Annotated in this window: 12 protein-coding genes; 6 read left to right on the forward strand and 6 right to left on the reverse strand. The window is 60.7% G+C overall.

The window, feature by feature from the left end; translation table 11 throughout:
• Nucleotides 1-253 precede the first annotated feature (253 nt).
• The 3 genes from OVA12_RS20190 to OVA12_RS20200 are packed head-to-tail and all read left to right on the forward strand — an operon-like array spanning nt 254 to nt 3775.
• Entirely contained in the window at nt 254-1177 is a 924-nt protein-coding gene (locus OVA12_RS20190) for an ABC transporter permease (RefSeq protein WP_106751809.1), read from the forward strand.
• Between the two features lie 5 nt (nt 1178-1182).
• The gene (locus OVA12_RS20195; protein WP_268140441.1) at nt 1183-2031 is read left to right on the forward strand and encodes an ABC transporter permease; all 849 of its coding nucleotides are present in this window, start codon (nt 1183-1185) and stop codon (nt 2029-2031) included.
• A 4-nt stretch (nt 2032-2035) separates the two neighbouring features.
• Entirely contained in the window at nt 2036-3775 is a 1740-nt protein-coding gene (locus tag OVA12_RS20200) for a peptidase M14 (protein WP_268140443.1), read from the forward strand.
• Nucleotides 3776-3862: 87 nt separating this feature from the next.
• Here the strand turns inward: OVA12_RS20200 and OVA12_RS20205 are convergent, their stop codons facing one another.
• From OVA12_RS20205 to OVA12_RS20225, 5 genes are all read right to left on the reverse strand, one after another.
• The gene (locus OVA12_RS20205) at nt 3863-4729 is read right to left on the reverse strand and encodes a sugar transferase (protein WP_326493927.1); all 867 of its coding nucleotides are present in this window, start codon (nt 4727-4729) and stop codon (nt 3863-3865) included.
• A gap of 329 nt (nt 4730-5058) precedes the next feature.
• Entirely contained in the window at nt 5059-7194 is a 2136-nt protein-coding gene (locus tag OVA12_RS20210) for a GumC family protein (protein WP_268140444.1), read from the reverse strand.
• A 97-nt stretch (nt 7195-7291) separates the two neighbouring features.
• Entirely contained in the window at nt 7292-8092 is an 801-nt protein-coding gene (locus tag OVA12_RS20215) for a metallophosphoesterase (RefSeq protein WP_268140445.1), read from the reverse strand.
• Nucleotides 8093-8114: 22 nt separating this feature from the next.
• Nucleotides 8115-9551 (reverse strand): O-antigen ligase family protein, encoded by a 1437-nt coding sequence (locus OVA12_RS20220; protein WP_268140446.1) that lies wholly within the window; start codon nt 9549-9551, stop codon nt 8115-8117.
• A gap of 33 nt (nt 9552-9584) precedes the next feature.
• Nucleotides 9585-10289, reverse strand: coding sequence for a hypothetical protein (locus tag OVA12_RS20225; protein WP_268140447.1), 705 nt, complete (start codon nt 10287-10289; stop codon nt 9585-9587).
• A gap of 299 nt (nt 10290-10588) precedes the next feature.
• Here OVA12_RS20225 and OVA12_RS20230 point away from each other — a divergent pair, with 299 nt between their 5' ends.
• On the forward strand, nt 10589-11002 hold the full coding sequence (locus OVA12_RS20230) for a hypothetical protein (RefSeq protein ID WP_268140448.1): 414 nt from the start codon (nt 10589-10591) through the stop codon (nt 11000-11002).
• A gap of 315 nt (nt 11003-11317) precedes the next feature.
• Here the strand turns inward: OVA12_RS20230 and OVA12_RS20235 are convergent, their stop codons facing one another.
• Complete coding sequence (locus OVA12_RS20235; protein WP_268140450.1) at nt 11318-11947, reverse strand: transglutaminase-like cysteine peptidase; 630 nt, start codon at nt 11945-11947, stop codon at nt 11318-11320.
• A 303-nt stretch (nt 11948-12250) separates the two neighbouring features.
• On the opposite strand from OVA12_RS20235, the gene OVA12_RS20240 reads away from it, so the two are divergent.
• Nucleotides 12251-13264, forward strand: a complete 1014-nt coding sequence (locus tag OVA12_RS20240; protein ID WP_268140451.1) for an NAD-dependent epimerase/dehydratase family protein — start codon at nt 12251-12253, stop codon at nt 13262-13264.
• Nucleotides 13265-13420: 156 nt separating this feature from the next.
• Nucleotides 13421-15421 carry an O-linked N-acetylglucosamine transferase, SPINDLY family protein gene (locus tag OVA12_RS20245; protein ID WP_268140452.1) on the forward strand — a complete coding sequence of 667 codons (2001 nt, stop codon included), beginning with the start codon at nt 13421-13423 and terminating at the stop codon, nt 15419-15421.
• Nucleotides 15422-15468 lie beyond the last annotated feature (47 nt).

A 15468-nucleotide genomic window follows, 5' to 3' on the forward strand; every position in this document is an offset into this window, starting at 1 on the left:
GGGGGAGATGCCCCCGGCAGGGGGCAGAGGGGGGTATGCGGCGGTTCAATCGATCACCACGCAGAGTATGTCGAAGCGCTGTTGCCCCCCTCTGTCCGCTTCGCGGACATCTCCCCCTCAAGGGGGGAGAGGGGGCGTAGCGAAACCGGGCATCTGTCAGGGGCTAATCCCTGGCTGATCTTGGTGTGTCAGCAGTTTCAGGTTCCGCCCGGCATGGCCGGGCGGAGCCAATCCGCACCAGTAGGAGAAGAACGTGGCCGGTTTCCTCATCAAACGCCTGCTTCAGGCCATCTTCGTGGTCATCGCCATCACGCTCATCGTCTCGTTCGCCATCCGCCTCACCGGTGATCCGGCGGTGATGATGTTCCAGGGCGGCGGCAGCATGACGGAAGAGGATCTGATGCGGATCCGCGCCGAGCTTGGCACGGACAAGCCCTTCCTGGTGCAATATCTGAGTTTCATGCAAGGTCTGGTGACCTTCGACCTCGGCAAGAGCTTCGTTGGCGGAACGCCGGTCGCCCGGCTGATCGGCGACGCGCTGCCGGCGACCCTGATGCTGGCCTTCGTGTCGATGGCGGTTTCCATCGCCCTGTCGATCCCGCTCGGCATCAAGGCGGCCACCTCCCGCGGCAAGCTGGCGGATCAGGTGATCCGCGTCTTCTCGCTGGTTGGCTTGTCGTTTCCGAATTTCTGGCTCGCCACCATGTTGGTGCTGCTGTTTGCCATCACCTTCAACCTCTTGCCACCCAGCGGCATGTCGGGACCGGAGAGCTTCATCATGCCCGCCGTGACCATGGGCGTGATCCTGACCGCGACCAATGTGCGCCTGGTGCGCACGGCGATGCTGGAAACGCTGCAGTCGCAATATGTCATGGTCGCCCGGGCCAAGGGGCTGAGCGAGAGCAAGGTTCTCTACAAGCACGCCCTGCGCAACTGTGCCATTCCGCTGATCACCTATTTCGGCCTGCAGTTTGGCGGCCTGCTCGGCGGCATCGTCGTCATCGAGCGGGTGTTCAACTGGCCGGGCATGGGCACGCTCGCCTTCGAGGCGGTCGGTGCGCGCGACTATCCGGTGCTGCAGGCCGTGATCACCGTGCTGTCACTGATGATCGTCGGCATCAACCTTCTCGTCGATATCGCCTATGGCCTCGTCGACCCGCGCATCCGGACGGAGTGACGCTCATGGCCGCAAAGACCTCTCGCCCCTCGCAGTTTGCCAGTCTCGAGTTCATCCTCGGAGCCTGCCTGACAACCGTGATCTGCCTCGCGGTGGTGTTCTCGGACGTGCTGTTTCCGGGCGGGGCCGACAAGATCGACCTGATGGCCCGGCTGACCAAGCCCTTTGTCAGTGCAGCGCATCCGCTCGGCACCGACCCGCTCGGCCGCGACGTGCTGGCCCGTGTGGTGGCCGGTGGCAAGATCTCGCTGCTGGTCGGTTTTACATCGGTGATTGGCGCGGTCGTCTTCGGCGTGCTGATGGGGCTGATCGCCGGCTACTACCGTGGCTTCTGGGACATGGTGGTGATGCGCTTTGCCGACCTGCAGCTGGCCATGCCCTTCATCCTGCTCGCCATCACCTTCATTGCCATCGTTGGCGGCAGTCTGACCAACACCATCATCCTGCTGATCATCTCGCAGTGGGTGCAATATGCCCGCCTGGTGCGAGGCTCCGTGCTGACCCTGCGCGAGCGGGAGTTCATCCTCTCCGCCCGTGCCATCGGCGTGAAAGACTGGCGCATCATCCTGCAGCACCTGCTGCCGAACCTAATCGGCCCGGTGATCGTGCTGATGACGCTGAATGTCGCCAACAACATCCTGCTCGAAAGCAGTCTGACCTTCCTCGGCCTTGGCGTTGATCCGACGATCCCGAGCTGGGGCGGCATGCTGGCGGATGGGCGGACCTACCTGCAGACCGCCTGGTGGGTGAGCGTGTTCCCCGGTGTTGCCATCCTGCTGACCGTGCTGGGTCTCAATCTTCTCGGCGACTGGCTGCGCGACAGCCTCGACCCGACCGGACGAACCTCGAGGTAATCCGATGACCGTGCTTGTCGACCGCAGCTTTGCCCGCACGCTGGACCAGATTGCCGGTCTTGCCCGCCCTGGCGAGACGCTGGAGGTGTGGAGCTTCGATGACCGCCGCAGCCGCGAGGACTGCGAAGCGCTGCTGAAGCAGAAGGGCATCACGGCCCGCATCCGCAGCGCCTACAAGCCGCTGGTGCATGCCTTTCTGGAGGAGATCGATCTGGCCGGAGTGACGGCAATCGAGCTGCACTATCCGGTGCATCCGGCTGCGCCCGACAACCGGTTCCGACTCGAGGCCTATCCGCTGGCCGCGATGACCGGTGACATTCCGCTGCGCTTCGCGCCGAAAGCCGACGCGGGCCTGCAGTATGATGTCGTGCTGACCCGAGTGGACGGGACACGTGAGACCCTGGCCGTGCTTGCCCCGAACCGGCTGCATGTGGACGCGGCCGGCGAGACGAGCCTGTCGCCGACCGGCTGGGTCCGGCGATCCGGCGAGGAAGAGGGGGAGCGGATCGAGACGGACTTCGAGCAGCTGTTCGAGACGGCCATCGCCACGGTGAAGTCCGCCCCCTGGGGCACGCAGGAGCCCTATTTCGAGGAACTGCATATTGCAGCTTCCCTCCCGGCGAAAGATGCGCCGATGTCAGTCGGCGACGAGGTGATCAGCCTGCCCGAGGCCCTGCATGAGGACCTTTATTTCTCGCTGCTGGAGGTGTTCCAGAAGCGCTCGGGGCGTCCGCTGGGCGACCGGGGGCTGAAGCCGGGGCAGATCGTTCCGGCCGTGACGGGCGGCGCGGCGCGGTCCTCCCTGCGAATTGAACTCAAGGCCCTGTCGACCGGCTATATGGACGATCCACGACAGGATCTGGACCGGGCGGAGACGCCTCTGGCCGTTGCGCAGGTGACCGAAGAACTGGCAAGCCACGGCGGTGTTGCGTTCGAGGCAAGCACCCGGTCGGGCCGGACGGTGCGCGCGACCTATGTCGCCGGAACGGCTGCACCGGTGATGATCAGCGCCGGGCAGCATGCCAACGAGACGACTGGCGTCGTCGGTGCGCTTCGGGCCGCGCGGCGTCTGGCGAGACGTGAAGGGGCGCATTTCAGCCTGTCGCCGCTGGAAAACCCGGATGGCTATGCGCTGCACCAGCGGTTGCGCCTCGGCAATCCGCGTCACATGCACCACGCCGCGCGCTACACGGCGCTCGGCGATGACCTGGAATACCGCACACGCGAGAACTCGGGGGCGAACCTCCTTGAAAAGGAAATTCGCCTCAAGGCCGAAGCGCTGAGCGGAGCGGGGCTGCATGTGAACCTGCACGGCTATCCCGCGCACGAATGGACCCGGCCGCTGTCCGGCTATGTTCCGCGCAACTTCGCCATGTGGACTTTGCCGAAGGGCTTCTTCCTGATCCTGCGCCATCTGCCGGGCTGGGAAGCGGCGTCCGAAGCCCTGCTCGACAAGGTGACGCGCCATCTGGCGGCGATCCCGGGGCTCGTTGGCGAGAACAGCCGGCAGATTGGGCTGTACGAGGCGCATGCCGGGGAAACCGGCTTCCGCATGATCAATGGTTTCCCGTGCCTGTGCTCGCTGGATGACCGGCACACGGTGCCTGTGACCCTGATCACCGAGTACCCGGATGAGACCATCTACGGCCCGGCCTTCCGCACCGGCCACACGGCACAGATGGAAACCGTACTTGCCGCCTATGATGCCTGGCAGGAGATCATGACCGGACTTGGCATGGCGTGAGGCAGGGCTGCGGGAAAAATACGCAAATGAAAAAGGCCCCGGTTTTCCGGGGCCTCGTTCATATGATGGGCGGCGAGCAGGGCGAAGTCAGTATCCGGTGCCCTTGGTGAACTCCTTCCAGACGGTCTGGAACAGGATCTTGAGGTCACCGCGCGTCGACTGGCTGCGGATGTATTCGAGATCGTAATGGACGCGCATGCGGGCGTGGTACTCCTCGGTGGTTTCACCGCGGAAGCCGTTGACCTGTGCAAGGCCCGTGATGCCCGGACGGACCTGGTGACGATCCATGTAACGGGTGTCGAATTCCTCGTAAGGCACACCGGCGGCAAGCATCCCCGGGACATGCGGACGCGGACCGACCAGGGACATATCGCCCTTCAGAACGTTCCAGAGCTGCGGCAGCTCGTCGAAGTTGGACCGACGCAGGAAGCGACCGACTGGCGTGATACGCGGGTCGTTCTTGCGCGTCTGGGCGACACCGGTGGTGTCCTGTTTGGCGACATACATCGACCGGAACTTCAGGGTGTAAAACAGCTCGCCATTCACGCCATAACGCGCCTGGCGGAAGATCACCGGACCGGCACTGTTCAGCTTGATCGCAGCCGCAATGCCGATAAGCAGCGGGCTCAACAAGACAAGTCCAGCAGCACTGCCAACCACATCCATGGTCCGCTTGAGTGGCGGGCGGGCAACTGCGCGCAGTCGGGCAATCGCGCCTGCGTCAACAGCCAGTTCGGAAGCCGGTGCAATACCTGTGAACGCAGGATGGCTCAAGGCACCCCGCGGGTCAGCAATCGCGGCGCTGCCGCCCTGACGCCCCAATGACATCGGACCAACATGCCGGTCTGCTGCCAGATTGCGTTCGGAAAGTGATCTCGAAAAGAAAGCGATCCGCCGAAATCCGCGCTTTCCACCACGTGTATCGCGCTCACGATCAATATACTCGTGCACCATGACAGGCCCCAAAAACTAGGTTTTAAACGCGAGCCCAAAAGAAAAATGTCCGGGCCCGTACGCAGCACACCGAATTAGGTCGTTTCAATTTGTATAGAATTTTATCTTTTACGTTACCGGATTCCTAACACAGCTCTTGGTGCGCTGCAAATAGGATTCTTTGTGGCGGATTGCGCGAACTCAGGGGAAGGTGATGGCTTTCAACAGCTTGACCCTAAGTGGCAACGGCGTGGGCTGCCGAGTGCTAGATATCTGACTGCAGTATAGTTCATCGCAATAAATAAATTCCGCTGCCGCCAAAACTGCGGAGGCAGCGGAAGGGAAGTATCCTATTCCGAATAATAGTCGGAATAGGCTGTATAGTACCCGCTCTTGCCTTCTTGTTGGTTCAGAAGGGTCAAGATTCGGCAATGATCCGCCTTGGTTTGCGACAGTCGTTGCAGCGAATGCACGCAAAGACGCTGCGGGGTCTTCGCCCAGCGGATGACAAATGTGATCACATCGGCATATTTTGCCAGATACAGACCATCCACGACCGGCTCGATCGGTGGCGAGTCCAGCACGACATAGTCGAAGCGGGTCCGGGCGGTCTGGACCAGCCGGGCAAATCTCTCTTGCGTGATGAGCTGATCGGTTGGAACGTCCGACCTGCGAGCGCCAATCACGGCGGTCAGAGAAGTTTTCGGATCAGCCTTGACGATGTTCTGCAAGAGGTCATCGGAGCCTGTGTCGCCAACCAGGAAGTCGACAAGACCGTTCGACGGCTCAAGGTTGAGGTGACGCTGGATGCTTGGTTTGCGGAAGTCACAGTCGATGATCAGTGTGCTGGCGCCAGAGAGCGCAAGCGTGCGCGCCAGGGACAGGGACATAGTCGACTTGCCTTCGCCCGGCAGCGCCGAGGACATCATGATGACGAAGCCCTGACGCCCCCGTCCATCTGCCGGCTTTGGCACATTCGCCTGCAGGGTGTTGTCGATCGTGGCTCTGAGCCGGCGGATGGATTCCGCATACATCGACAATGGACTTTCGATCAGTGCATCGGACACAGAGAACTGCGCTGTCGTGGCCGAATGACGGGGCACCACGGTTGCCAAAGGCAGGCGCGTGATTGCCTGGACCTGCTCTTCGCTGGTGAAGCCGCCAATAAAGTTCTCGAAAATGAACGCAAGCGCAAAGCCGGCACCGATTGCGAACAGCGTCGCAACCGCAAGGATCAGCATCACCTTTGGCGAACTGGGACCGGTGGGAGGGTAGGCCGGTGAGACAACGCGGCTATCGGCGATCTGGAGCGCGCTTTCGGTTTCCAGGGTCTGGGAGCGGGCGAGCAGGGCCTGATACTGGGTCGCCGCGTTGCGCGACATCTGCTGCAGGCGATAGATCTGCGCCAGTGTATCGGCCGGGAGATTGCTGCCAAGAATGGCGGTATTCAGGTCACGTCGCAGCGTGCTCGCCTGCTTGTCGTAGTCGCCGATCGACGCCTGCAATTCACCTAGGGCCGTCTCTGTTTCTGTCGCAAGGTTGCGTTCGATTGCTGCAAGTTCCTGTCGGAGATTGACTGCGCGGGCTGACCCGGCGGCGACCTCTCCGAGTGCGCGCTGCAGATCGAGGCGCTGCTTGTTCAACGCGGCCACGGCCTCGTTTTCGAGCTCTGCGGCCAAGGTTTGATAATCTGCGCTCTGAAGCTTCTGGCGCAGGCCAGCGACGCGAGACTCGGCTGAAGTCCGTTCGGTGGTCAGCTCGTCAATGCGGTTGCGCATCTCGACAAGGTCGGATCTCCCGGTAGCATCTACGAAGGCATTGACGTTGCCAAAGATGTAATCATCGAACGCTTTTTCTGCGAAGACGACGGCCTTTTCCGCGTCCACAAGCTGGCGTTGGATGATGTCGCGCGATTCGCGGGTGGTCGAGGTCTTAGATTCAATCTGGCTGCGAATATAGGTTTCAGCGATCGCATTTGCGAGCTCTGCAGACCTTGCAGCGTTCTCCGACCTGACGGAAACGGCAATCAGATAGGTGAGACCCCGGCGAGAGACAGAAATGTTGTCCTTGAACCGGGACAGTACAATTCCAAGAGCTTCCTGACCGGTCGGAAGGCTCAATTCGCGAATTCGCAAGGCAGCCAGAATGCGGTTCTTGAGGCTGATCTTGATGCCGAACTCAGGGTCGGTAATGAGACCCTTGTCAGCGATGACCGACAGAAGCACGGCATCGGAATCAACGATCTCGACTTCGCTTTCCACGCGAGCACTGTCCGTCGCAGACGAGCCTGAGACGTTGGTCGGATCCAGCAGGTTCTTCCGGCTGGGATCAACGAGGATCAGTGTCGTGCCGGAATACATCGGCGTGATGGAAAACACGGCAATGATCGCGATTGCGAGAACGACCGCTATCGTGGCGGCAATGAGTTTGATCTGGCGGCGAACGATGCCGAAGAGATGACGAAAATCGATTTCTGTCTCGTCCATAAGCGAAAGTCTTTCCTAATGGATCCGCAGCGAAATGCACCGGGACATCATCGTAATCTATTGAAGAAATCCAAACTGGCTCCTCACATACCGGAGCTTACGCGGCGCGTCCAGCGCCGGTCTGGAGAAACGCCGGCCGCTGTCCCGGAGCCAGGCGAAGGGCGGTCAGGACGCCGGTTGCGTAAGCGCCGGTATCGATGGCAATCCGGTTGGGTCGGACTTCCGGAAATTTGACAATGCTATGCCCATGAATCACGATCATGCCATGATCGACGTCGCTGTCGAGAAACTCGCCCTTGATGCGCGTCAGGTCCAGATCGCTCTGCTCGGCTATCGGCGTCCCGGGTCGAATTCCGGCATGAACCAGCAGCAGGCCAGGATAGGCAAGGCCCGTGTCCAGCCCCTCAAGAAATGCGATGTGCTCTTCGGGGACATAAGATTTGAGAAGACTGGCTGAGCGGGCCGGATCGCGGCGAATATGCTCGATCTCACTTGCCTTCAAGCCATACGAGAACAGCGTTTCTGTTCCGCCGAAGTCGAGCCAGGCAAGGTTGGCCTTTGGCTTCTTCAGGAACCCCAGCATCATCAGTTCATGGTTGCCAGCCAGGAACTGCCGCGACCAACCGCGCGGTGCTGGACCCGTTGCCATGTCGAGCAGCTGCGCTGATGCTGGCCCGCGGTCTACAAGGTCACCGAGATAGACGACATGTGGCTGCAGCCCAAGCGATGTTGCGTCCTGATCAATCAACCGATGGAGCTCGTCGGTGAGATCCTTGCGCCCGTGAATATCGCCTACAACATACAGAAGATCCGGACGCCTTTCGACACTTCGGACCCTGTTTTTTTCTTGATTGTCTACGGATGATGATCCGAAAATGCGATCGAAAATCCTGCGCATTGCAAACTCTGCCCGGCCCGCATCACGAAGTCTGGTTTACCTGCTTTCGTCCGCGTTCGTGAGCGGTGGCAACGCCCATCGCAAGGAGCGTGACGAACAGGAAAGTGACCGCCTCAATCTCGAGGCTAAAGTCTACGATTGAATGAACAGCTGCGATCACTATTGCGGCCAGTGCTGCGCATATCTCAGTGTCACGCAGTCCCTGGCCGATGCGGCCTTGAAGAAGACGAAAGCCGATCAGGGCAATGATCAGGATCGGAACGGATCCGAAAACGACGCCAAGCTCACTCCAGTGGGTCAGATAGGTCGAATGGGCCTTGTCGAATGTAAACGCGCTGTTGGCCGGATCGGTGTCATAAAGCGTGAACGCGTATTCGAACGACTGCGCCCCAAAGCCGATGAGCGGGCGGTCAGCAATCATGTCGAATGTGTCTTCATAGAGCGTCAGACGCGAGTCAGAATCCCGTTCAACAGTGATCATCCGTTCAAGCGTGCCAGCACCATAAATCGACAGAAACGCCAGGCCACCGACGACGAGCGCCGCCACCGCCACCAGGCGTGAGCGCCAACTTGAGAGCCGGAGCAGCACTGCAGTCGTCACACCGCAGAACGTGGCAAACAGGCCCATGCGTGATCCGGTCGCCACAATGGCGGACAGCAGAATGAGCAGAGCGATCATTGCAAGGATTGTGTTCGATTTGATCGAAAGATCGAACGAACGCTTTCGCGAGCGTCTGCGGGGGCCAGCGGAGACACCCGTTTCCTCCAGCGGGGGGTTCGGCAGCGCAAGTAAGGCCGCGAGCACAGCGCCCAAGCCGAGATAGGTTGCGAGCGTGTTGCGATTGATGAAGGTGCCGGTTGCTTCGCCGAGGTATTGGGTCTTCTCGACCACCAAAACCTGATCAGCAAGATACAGCATCGCGACCAGGGCATAGGCAGCCTGTGCTGTTACGAAGATCAAAATAAACAAAGTCAGTCGCCGCGCGCGTTGCTTGCGCACGCTTGCCTGAAGTGCCAGGAAAAACAGGACGCCGTAGCTGAGCCAGCGCAGCAGGGCTAGCAAGGTGTCGCCTGGAGTCAGGCTGATGCTGGGAAAAGAAAAGCTGTAGCCTGTCGTAGATTGGACCTGCGGCAAGGGAATGACGCTGCCGATCGGGAGGACCTGCAGACCCATCCAGATGGCGACCAGAGCAAAAAGGATCGAAATGCCGGTAATGACCGAAAACGGAAGTCTGAGCCTGAGCGCATTTCGGTACAGCACAAAGCCATAGGCGCATAGAATGACCCCAAGCACCAAAGCCCAAAGGGCCCAGAAAAAAGGCCGATTGCTGCCAAGAGGGATCGGCGCCAGCATGAGCACGAACAGAACCGCGCGGCCTGTCATGTCATTGAGGCGAGAGGTGCTGCTGCGACCCGAAGCGGTCAGATCGTCCGATGCGGACGTAGGCGAAAAGCGCATGGGGCGTACTTTCTGGGGCGTCTGGATTCGCGTTCAGCGCAAGGACGTTGCCGTCCGGATCTCCGCAAGGACATTGCCCTTTGAGGCGTCGGGCAAGGTATCGAGGATCTGCAGCAGGACGTCGGGGCCTTTCTCCTTGCGCAAGTAAAGTCGCGCGAGCCAGGCGGCGCTTCGACGGGAGGAAGCAAGCACCGCAACGTCGGCAGCAATCGCTTTCTGCAAGGCGTCAGGAAGATCCATGTAGAGCGGCAACGCGAGACGAAGCCGGCCGTCGGCAATCCAGCCCTCCTGTGGCGCCAGAGCCTGCGACAGGCGAAGGGCGTCGATCATGCCGTCCCGGTTCTCGAGGAACGCGTATGCGTTCGCCTTCACCAGATAGGCGAGCCCATCCGTAGGCCTGCGCGCCAGGACGTCATCCGCCGCTGCGATGCAGCTTTCAGCGTAACTGCGGCGTACCGCTGATGGCTGCAGCCGTCCGAAGGTCGAGGTCAAGGCTTCGTCGCAATCAAGCATCAAGGTTCGGTTTGAGAATACCGACACGCCCGTCGTGTAAGTGCCGTTGGTAAGCGGAGCCAAGCGGGCGCCCCGGCCATCGCCGCTCTTCAGGAAGAGCGCAGCCTCGTTCCATAGAAGCACGCCACCGAGCAGGGCCAGGACTGCACCCAGAACGACGATTGTCAGCGCAAACGACCGATCTGATATGGTGCGATGGGTGGCGGTGTTGAGGGCAGGGGTCAACGTGGCATGTCCGCGATCAGGCGTTTATAGGGAGTTGCAGCGGCAAACGCGCGAGATGCCGAATATATCGCTGCTATTGACGTTGAGTGAATTAACATTAATTTGCTAAAAACAGGTGGTGTGAAGCGCCGGGCTCTCGCTGCTGTCGGGAGAGGGTTTTCGCCGTTGTCGCCTGAAGCTGTGGTTAAGGATACCTTTAAATTCATGTGACACGATAGCCGGTATATGGTAATCCTTCAACAAGGCTGCTCGTTTGAGCGCGATAGTTGCGTCGCATGTTTCATTTTCGGGAGAATATTATGAGCTTTTCCAACACCTTGAAGGTAGCGCTGGCCGCAACCGTCCTGTCGATTTCCGCGCCGGCATTTGCACAGGGCCTTTCCGTAGCGTCGGTCGTTGCAGCGTGCGGCGCCGGTTCTCCGTGCGCACCGCTGGTGACCGCTTACCTCGCAAGCGTTCCGGCCGCACAGCGCGCTGCCGTGGTTGCTGAACTTGCAGCTTCCCTCGCCGAAGTGCAGGGCGCTGGTGCAAACATTGCCGAGGGTCTTCGGGCGGCTGCAGCAGCTTCCCCGGATGCTGCCCAGGCTGAACAGATTTCCGCTCTGGCTGATTCGATCAGCGGTGGCGATGGCGGTATCGACACTCCGGTTGCCGCCGGCCCGGCAGCTGGTGACGATGCTCTGGACGGCCCGGATGGGGGCAGCCAGAACTGAGTCTGAGGCCAAACAGTCTCGATTGCTTTTTCAAAGCCCGCATACGTGCGGGCTTTGTTGTTTTTGGGCGGCCTTGATGCGCGCGGCGACTCAAAGCGCTGACCTGAGTGCTCAATCGAGCACGATGATTTCCAGAGTGTCGCGCGCCTAGACTTGGCCACGTGTCAGTTCAGCAATTCTGTTATCCGGTCAAGTGAGCGCTTCGCTTCCCGGACAAAGAGATGCCGCCTTGCGGCGGCATCAGGCCATTTGGGGCAGGTGATTTCGTTCAACACGCTGGCCGGGTCAGTCGACCCGGCGGGGCTGGCAGGACGCTTAAAGCTTCTGCCAGGCCGACGGGTTCTGGCTGGCGATCGCAATCCAGCGGTAGTCGGTCTGCTGGCGCGAGACGATGGTCTTCTTGATGTTGTCGAGCACCAGGTCGCCCTTCGAGGTCTTCACGACCAGAACCGCGTGACCTTCACCCTTTGAGGTTCGGACGACGGCCATGCGCAGGGCGCCAGCAGGAACGCCCAGCTGGATCAGCTTGCTGCGCTTGGTCAGGGCAAAGTCCTCGCAGTCGCCGCTGCTGCCACCAACGCGCCACACATCGCCCCGATCACCCGTCCAGTTGATGGCTCGGTTGACCTCGTTGTTGACACGGTTGAGCTTGGCCACCAGCTGCGGGCTGTAGGCTACGGTATTCGCGCTGCGGGTCGGCTTGCATTCGCCGGGATTGCGCAGGCAGAAGATCATGTAGGCGCGCGGCGCGCGGGACGAACCGCGGGCTTCGCTGTTGTTGCTGCGCGGCTGGTAGCGCTGTTCACTGCGCGAGACTTCCGGCTGGTAGATCTCCGGGTCGCCAAGCGCGCGGGTGTTGCCGAACCAGCCGGCGTCTGCATTTGTGGTCAGTCCACCGGTGAGCATCAAAGTCGCTGCGGCGGCTGCGATCAGAAACTTCTTCATAACCCCACTCCCTGTTTTACAGGTGCGATCCTGGCGTTGCGGCCTCGGCCGACTTGTCTCACCGGATCTTTCCCTCATCCTGGGATTGGTTTAGCAGGCCAACACCTGCGGCCCGTTTAAGTGGGAAAATACAATTTTATCGAATTGCCGTTTTTCGCGCGGTCCAGCCAGTTTTTGCGCTCGCAGATGGTGGCGGGCGGGTAGCTCATTCTCCACCTGCGGGCTTGGACGGGCTGTGCTGCGGTGCTAAGCAGGGCCGACTGGCCAGCCCAACGGTGGCGAGACAACAGGACGAGGCTCCCCTTGCGCAAGGCACTGGTTACCGGGTCGGCCGGCTTCATTGGCTACTATCTGTGCAAGCGGCTGATTGCGGACGGGTTCGAGGTGATCGGCCTTGATGCCATGACCGATTACTACGATGTGCGGCTGAAGGAACGGCGGCACCAGATGCTGCTGCAGAGCCCGAACTTCCGTGCGCTCAACGAACGGGTCGAGACGCCGGGATATCTGGTGGATCTCTTCGCCCGCGAGAAGCCGGATGTGGTCGTTCACCTGGCGGCGCAGGCCGGCGTGCGCTATTCGATCGAGGCGCCACGCTCCTATCTCGACAGCAACATTGCCGGCACGTTCGAGCTGCTGGAAGCGGCGAGAGCCACCCCGCCACAGCACCTCTTGATCGCCTCGACCTCGTCGGCCTATGGCGCCAACACGACGATGCCCTATGTCGAGACGGCCAAGGCCGACCACCAGATGTCCTTCTACGCAGCGACGAAGAAGGCCTGCGAGGTGATGAGCCATTCCTATGCCCATCTCTATGGCCTGCCGACGACGCTGTTCCGCTTCTTCACAGTCTATGGCCCCTGGGGCCGGCCGGACATGGCGCTGTTCAAGTTCACCAAGGCGATCCTCGCCGGCGAGCCGATCGACGTCTACAATCACGGCGACATGCGCCGCGACTTCACCTATGTCGAGGACCTGGTTCTGGGCATCCGGCTCCTGATCGATGCGGTGCCGCAGCGCCCCCTGGACGGGGAGGGCGTGCCGGAGGGCGACAGTCTGTCGCCGGTTGCGCCCTGGCGCATCGTCAACATCGGCAATTCGGCGCCGGTGCAGCTCACCGACTACATCGCCGCCATCGAGGCCGCCACGGGCCGCAAGGCGATCCGCAACCTGTTGCCGATGCAGCCGGGCGATGTTCCCGCCACCTGGGCCGACACCAGCCTCCTCGAACACCTCACCGGCTTCCGCCCTGCGACGAGCGTGGAGGAGGGCGTGGCGCGGTTCGTGGAGTGGTACCGGGGGTATTATGGGGGGTGAGTGCAGCGACAGCGCTTGTCCTATGCCAATCTGTCGTCCGCTTGAGACGATAAATATCCGCTTTGCGGCAAAGTATCGATAAGACAGGCCCGCGCAAGTTCAGCCATCTAGCTCTTCGATGTGAATCCAGGGACTGGAACCAGCGAGAGCACATCCATGAACCGCAAGCAGCGACGGGCATTGAATGCACGAGGCCAGGTGGACGCACGGTCCATGGCACGCAACCGTCTCCTGGAGGCTGCGGTCTGCGCGCATCAGGCCGGTCGTTTGGATGAGGCGGAGCAGCTGTACAGACGTGTGTTGCTTGGCGATCCGACCAATGCTGGTTGCTACCATCACCTCGGGCTGATCGCGCACCAACGTTCGGACCATTTGGATGCCGTTGAGCTTATAGGGAAGGCGATTGCCCTGCGTACGACCTACGCCGAGGCATACGGCAACCTGAGTATCGTTTTGGCGGCTGCCGGAGACATCAGGGCAGCCGTTGGCGCAGCACGTAAAGCGGTTGCGCTGCAACCTGACAATCCGCACGCATTTGCGGCGCTCGGAAGCCTTCTGCACAAGCAGGGGCGGGTGGATGACGCTCTCGAGGCCTATCGGACCGCGGTCCGGATCAATCCGCGTCGGGCGGAAACACACTTCCTGATCGGTGAGTTGCTTCGCAATGCGGGCAATGTGAAGGCCTCTGTCGAGGCCTACCGAAAGGCCATTCAGTTCGACGGGCGGCTCGATGGAGCGCACCTGAGTTTGGGCGAGGCCTATTCAGCCCTCGGGCTCCATGACGAGGCCTTGGCGGCTTTTGCGATTGCCCTTGAGATCAACCCGAATGACAGCGAAGCGTTGTTTGCTGAGGCCTACCTGAAACGGCAGGTCTGTGAATGGCCAGCGCCAATGCCCAACATCCCCGACCCTGAGTCCGCTGGAACAAAGCCGGTTCCGCCCTTCAGCGTCGTGGCAACAGGTGGTGACCTGCCGTCGCAAATATCATGGGCCAGAAAATGGTCACGCGACCTGGAGACAGCATGCGAGACGAGGTTCAAGCCGAAAGTCTCCTGCGATCGCAGCACAATCAGGATTGGTTATCTTTCCGGCGACTTCCACGAACATGCGACTGCCTATCTGGCTTGCGAGCTCTTTGAAAAGCACGACCGAAGCCGCTTTGAAGTCTATGGCTACTCGATTGGCCCTGACGATGGCAGCCCGATGCGCCGGCGTCTCGAAGCTGCCTTTGACCGCTTTGTCGATCTGCGTGACAAGTCTCATCGCGATGCCGCGCACTGTATCCATGAGGACGAACTCGACATTCTCATAGACTTGAAAGGCTATACGCGTGGGGCCCGGACGCAGATCCTCGCGTATCGGCCGGCCCCTATCCAGATCAATTATCTGGGCTATCCGGGAACGATGGGCGCTGATTACATCGATTACATCATAGCTGACGATACTGTCATCCCCGCAGAACACGAAGCCTTCTACCGTGAGACGGTACTCAGGCTTCAAGGGAGCTATCAGCCCAACAGCTTCCGGCCTGTCGATGAAGGCGAACAGACCCGCAGGATGCACGGTCTGCCGGAAGTCGGCTTTGTATTCTGTTGTTTCAACAACACCTACAAGATCACAGAAGACGTCTTCATGCGATGGATGCGCGTGCTGACCCGTGTCGAGGGATCGGTCGTCTGGCTGTTCGATGGCGGGGATCGCGCGCGGGAAAACCTGCGAAAAATGGCTGCCGCCTGCGGTGTCGCTCCGGATCGGCTTGTGTTTGCCCCCAAAATGCCATTCAGCGCCCATCTGGCGCGCCACGCGGTGGCAGACCTGTTTCTGGATACACTGCCCTACAATGCGCACACCACGGCCAGCGACGCGCTATGGGCAGGCGTGCCGGTTCTGACCTGTCCGGGCGAGACATTTGCAAGCCGGGTCGCAGCCAGCCTCAACCATGCTGTCGGATTGCCAGAGCTGGTCGTTGCCTCGCTCGACGCGTATGAAGAGTGCGCGGTTTTTCTGGCGCAAAACCCGGATCAGCTCGCAGCTTACAAGCAGCGCCTGGCGGACCATCGCAGCACCGCCCCGCTTTTCGACATCGAACGGTATGTTAGGGGCTTGGAAGAGGTGTTTGTGGGCGTTGTTATGGCGTATCGGCGTGCGCAAGCTTGACGCGGGAATCGTCCGTCTTGGTCATGTGCCATATTTACGCAGTGCAG

The organism is Pannonibacter sp. SL95 (genome assembly GCF_026672425.1).
GTDB lineage: Bacteria > Pseudomonadota > Alphaproteobacteria > Rhizobiales > Stappiaceae > Pannonibacter.

What these genes read in the sequence shown, in the direction of transcription:
- OVA12_RS20195 (WP_268140441.1), top strand. Translation starts at nt 1,183, where the DNA reads ATGGCCGCAAAGACCTCTCGCCCCTCGCAGTTTGCCAGTCTCGAGTTC.
- OVA12_RS20205 (WP_326493927.1), bottom strand. Translation starts at nt 4,729, where the DNA reads ATGGTGCACGAGTATATTGATCGTGAGCGCGATACACGTGGTGGAAAG.
- OVA12_RS20215 (WP_268140445.1), bottom strand. Translation starts at nt 8,092, where the DNA reads ATGCGCAGGATTTTCGATCGCATTTTCGGATCATCATCCGTAGACAAT.
- OVA12_RS20200 (WP_268140443.1), top strand. Translation starts at nt 2,036, where the DNA reads ATGACCGTGCTTGTCGACCGCAGCTTTGCCCGCACGCTGGACCAGATT.
- OVA12_RS20245 (WP_268140452.1), top strand. Translation starts at nt 13,421, where the DNA reads ATGAACCGCAAGCAGCGACGGGCATTGAATGCACGAGGCCAGGTGGAC.
- OVA12_RS20230 (WP_268140448.1), top strand. Translation starts at nt 10,589, where the DNA reads ATGAGCTTTTCCAACACCTTGAAGGTAGCGCTGGCCGCAACCGTCCTG.
- OVA12_RS20210 (WP_268140444.1), bottom strand. Translation starts at nt 7,194, where the DNA reads ATGGACGAGACAGAAATCGATTTTCGTCATCTCTTCGGCATCGTTCGC.
- OVA12_RS20220 (WP_268140446.1), bottom strand. Translation starts at nt 9,551, where the DNA reads ATGCGCTTTTCGCCTACGTCCGCATCGGACGATCTGACCGCTTCGGGT.
- OVA12_RS20235 (WP_268140450.1), bottom strand. Translation starts at nt 11,947, where the DNA reads ATGAAGAAGTTTCTGATCGCAGCCGCCGCAGCGACTTTGATGCTCACC.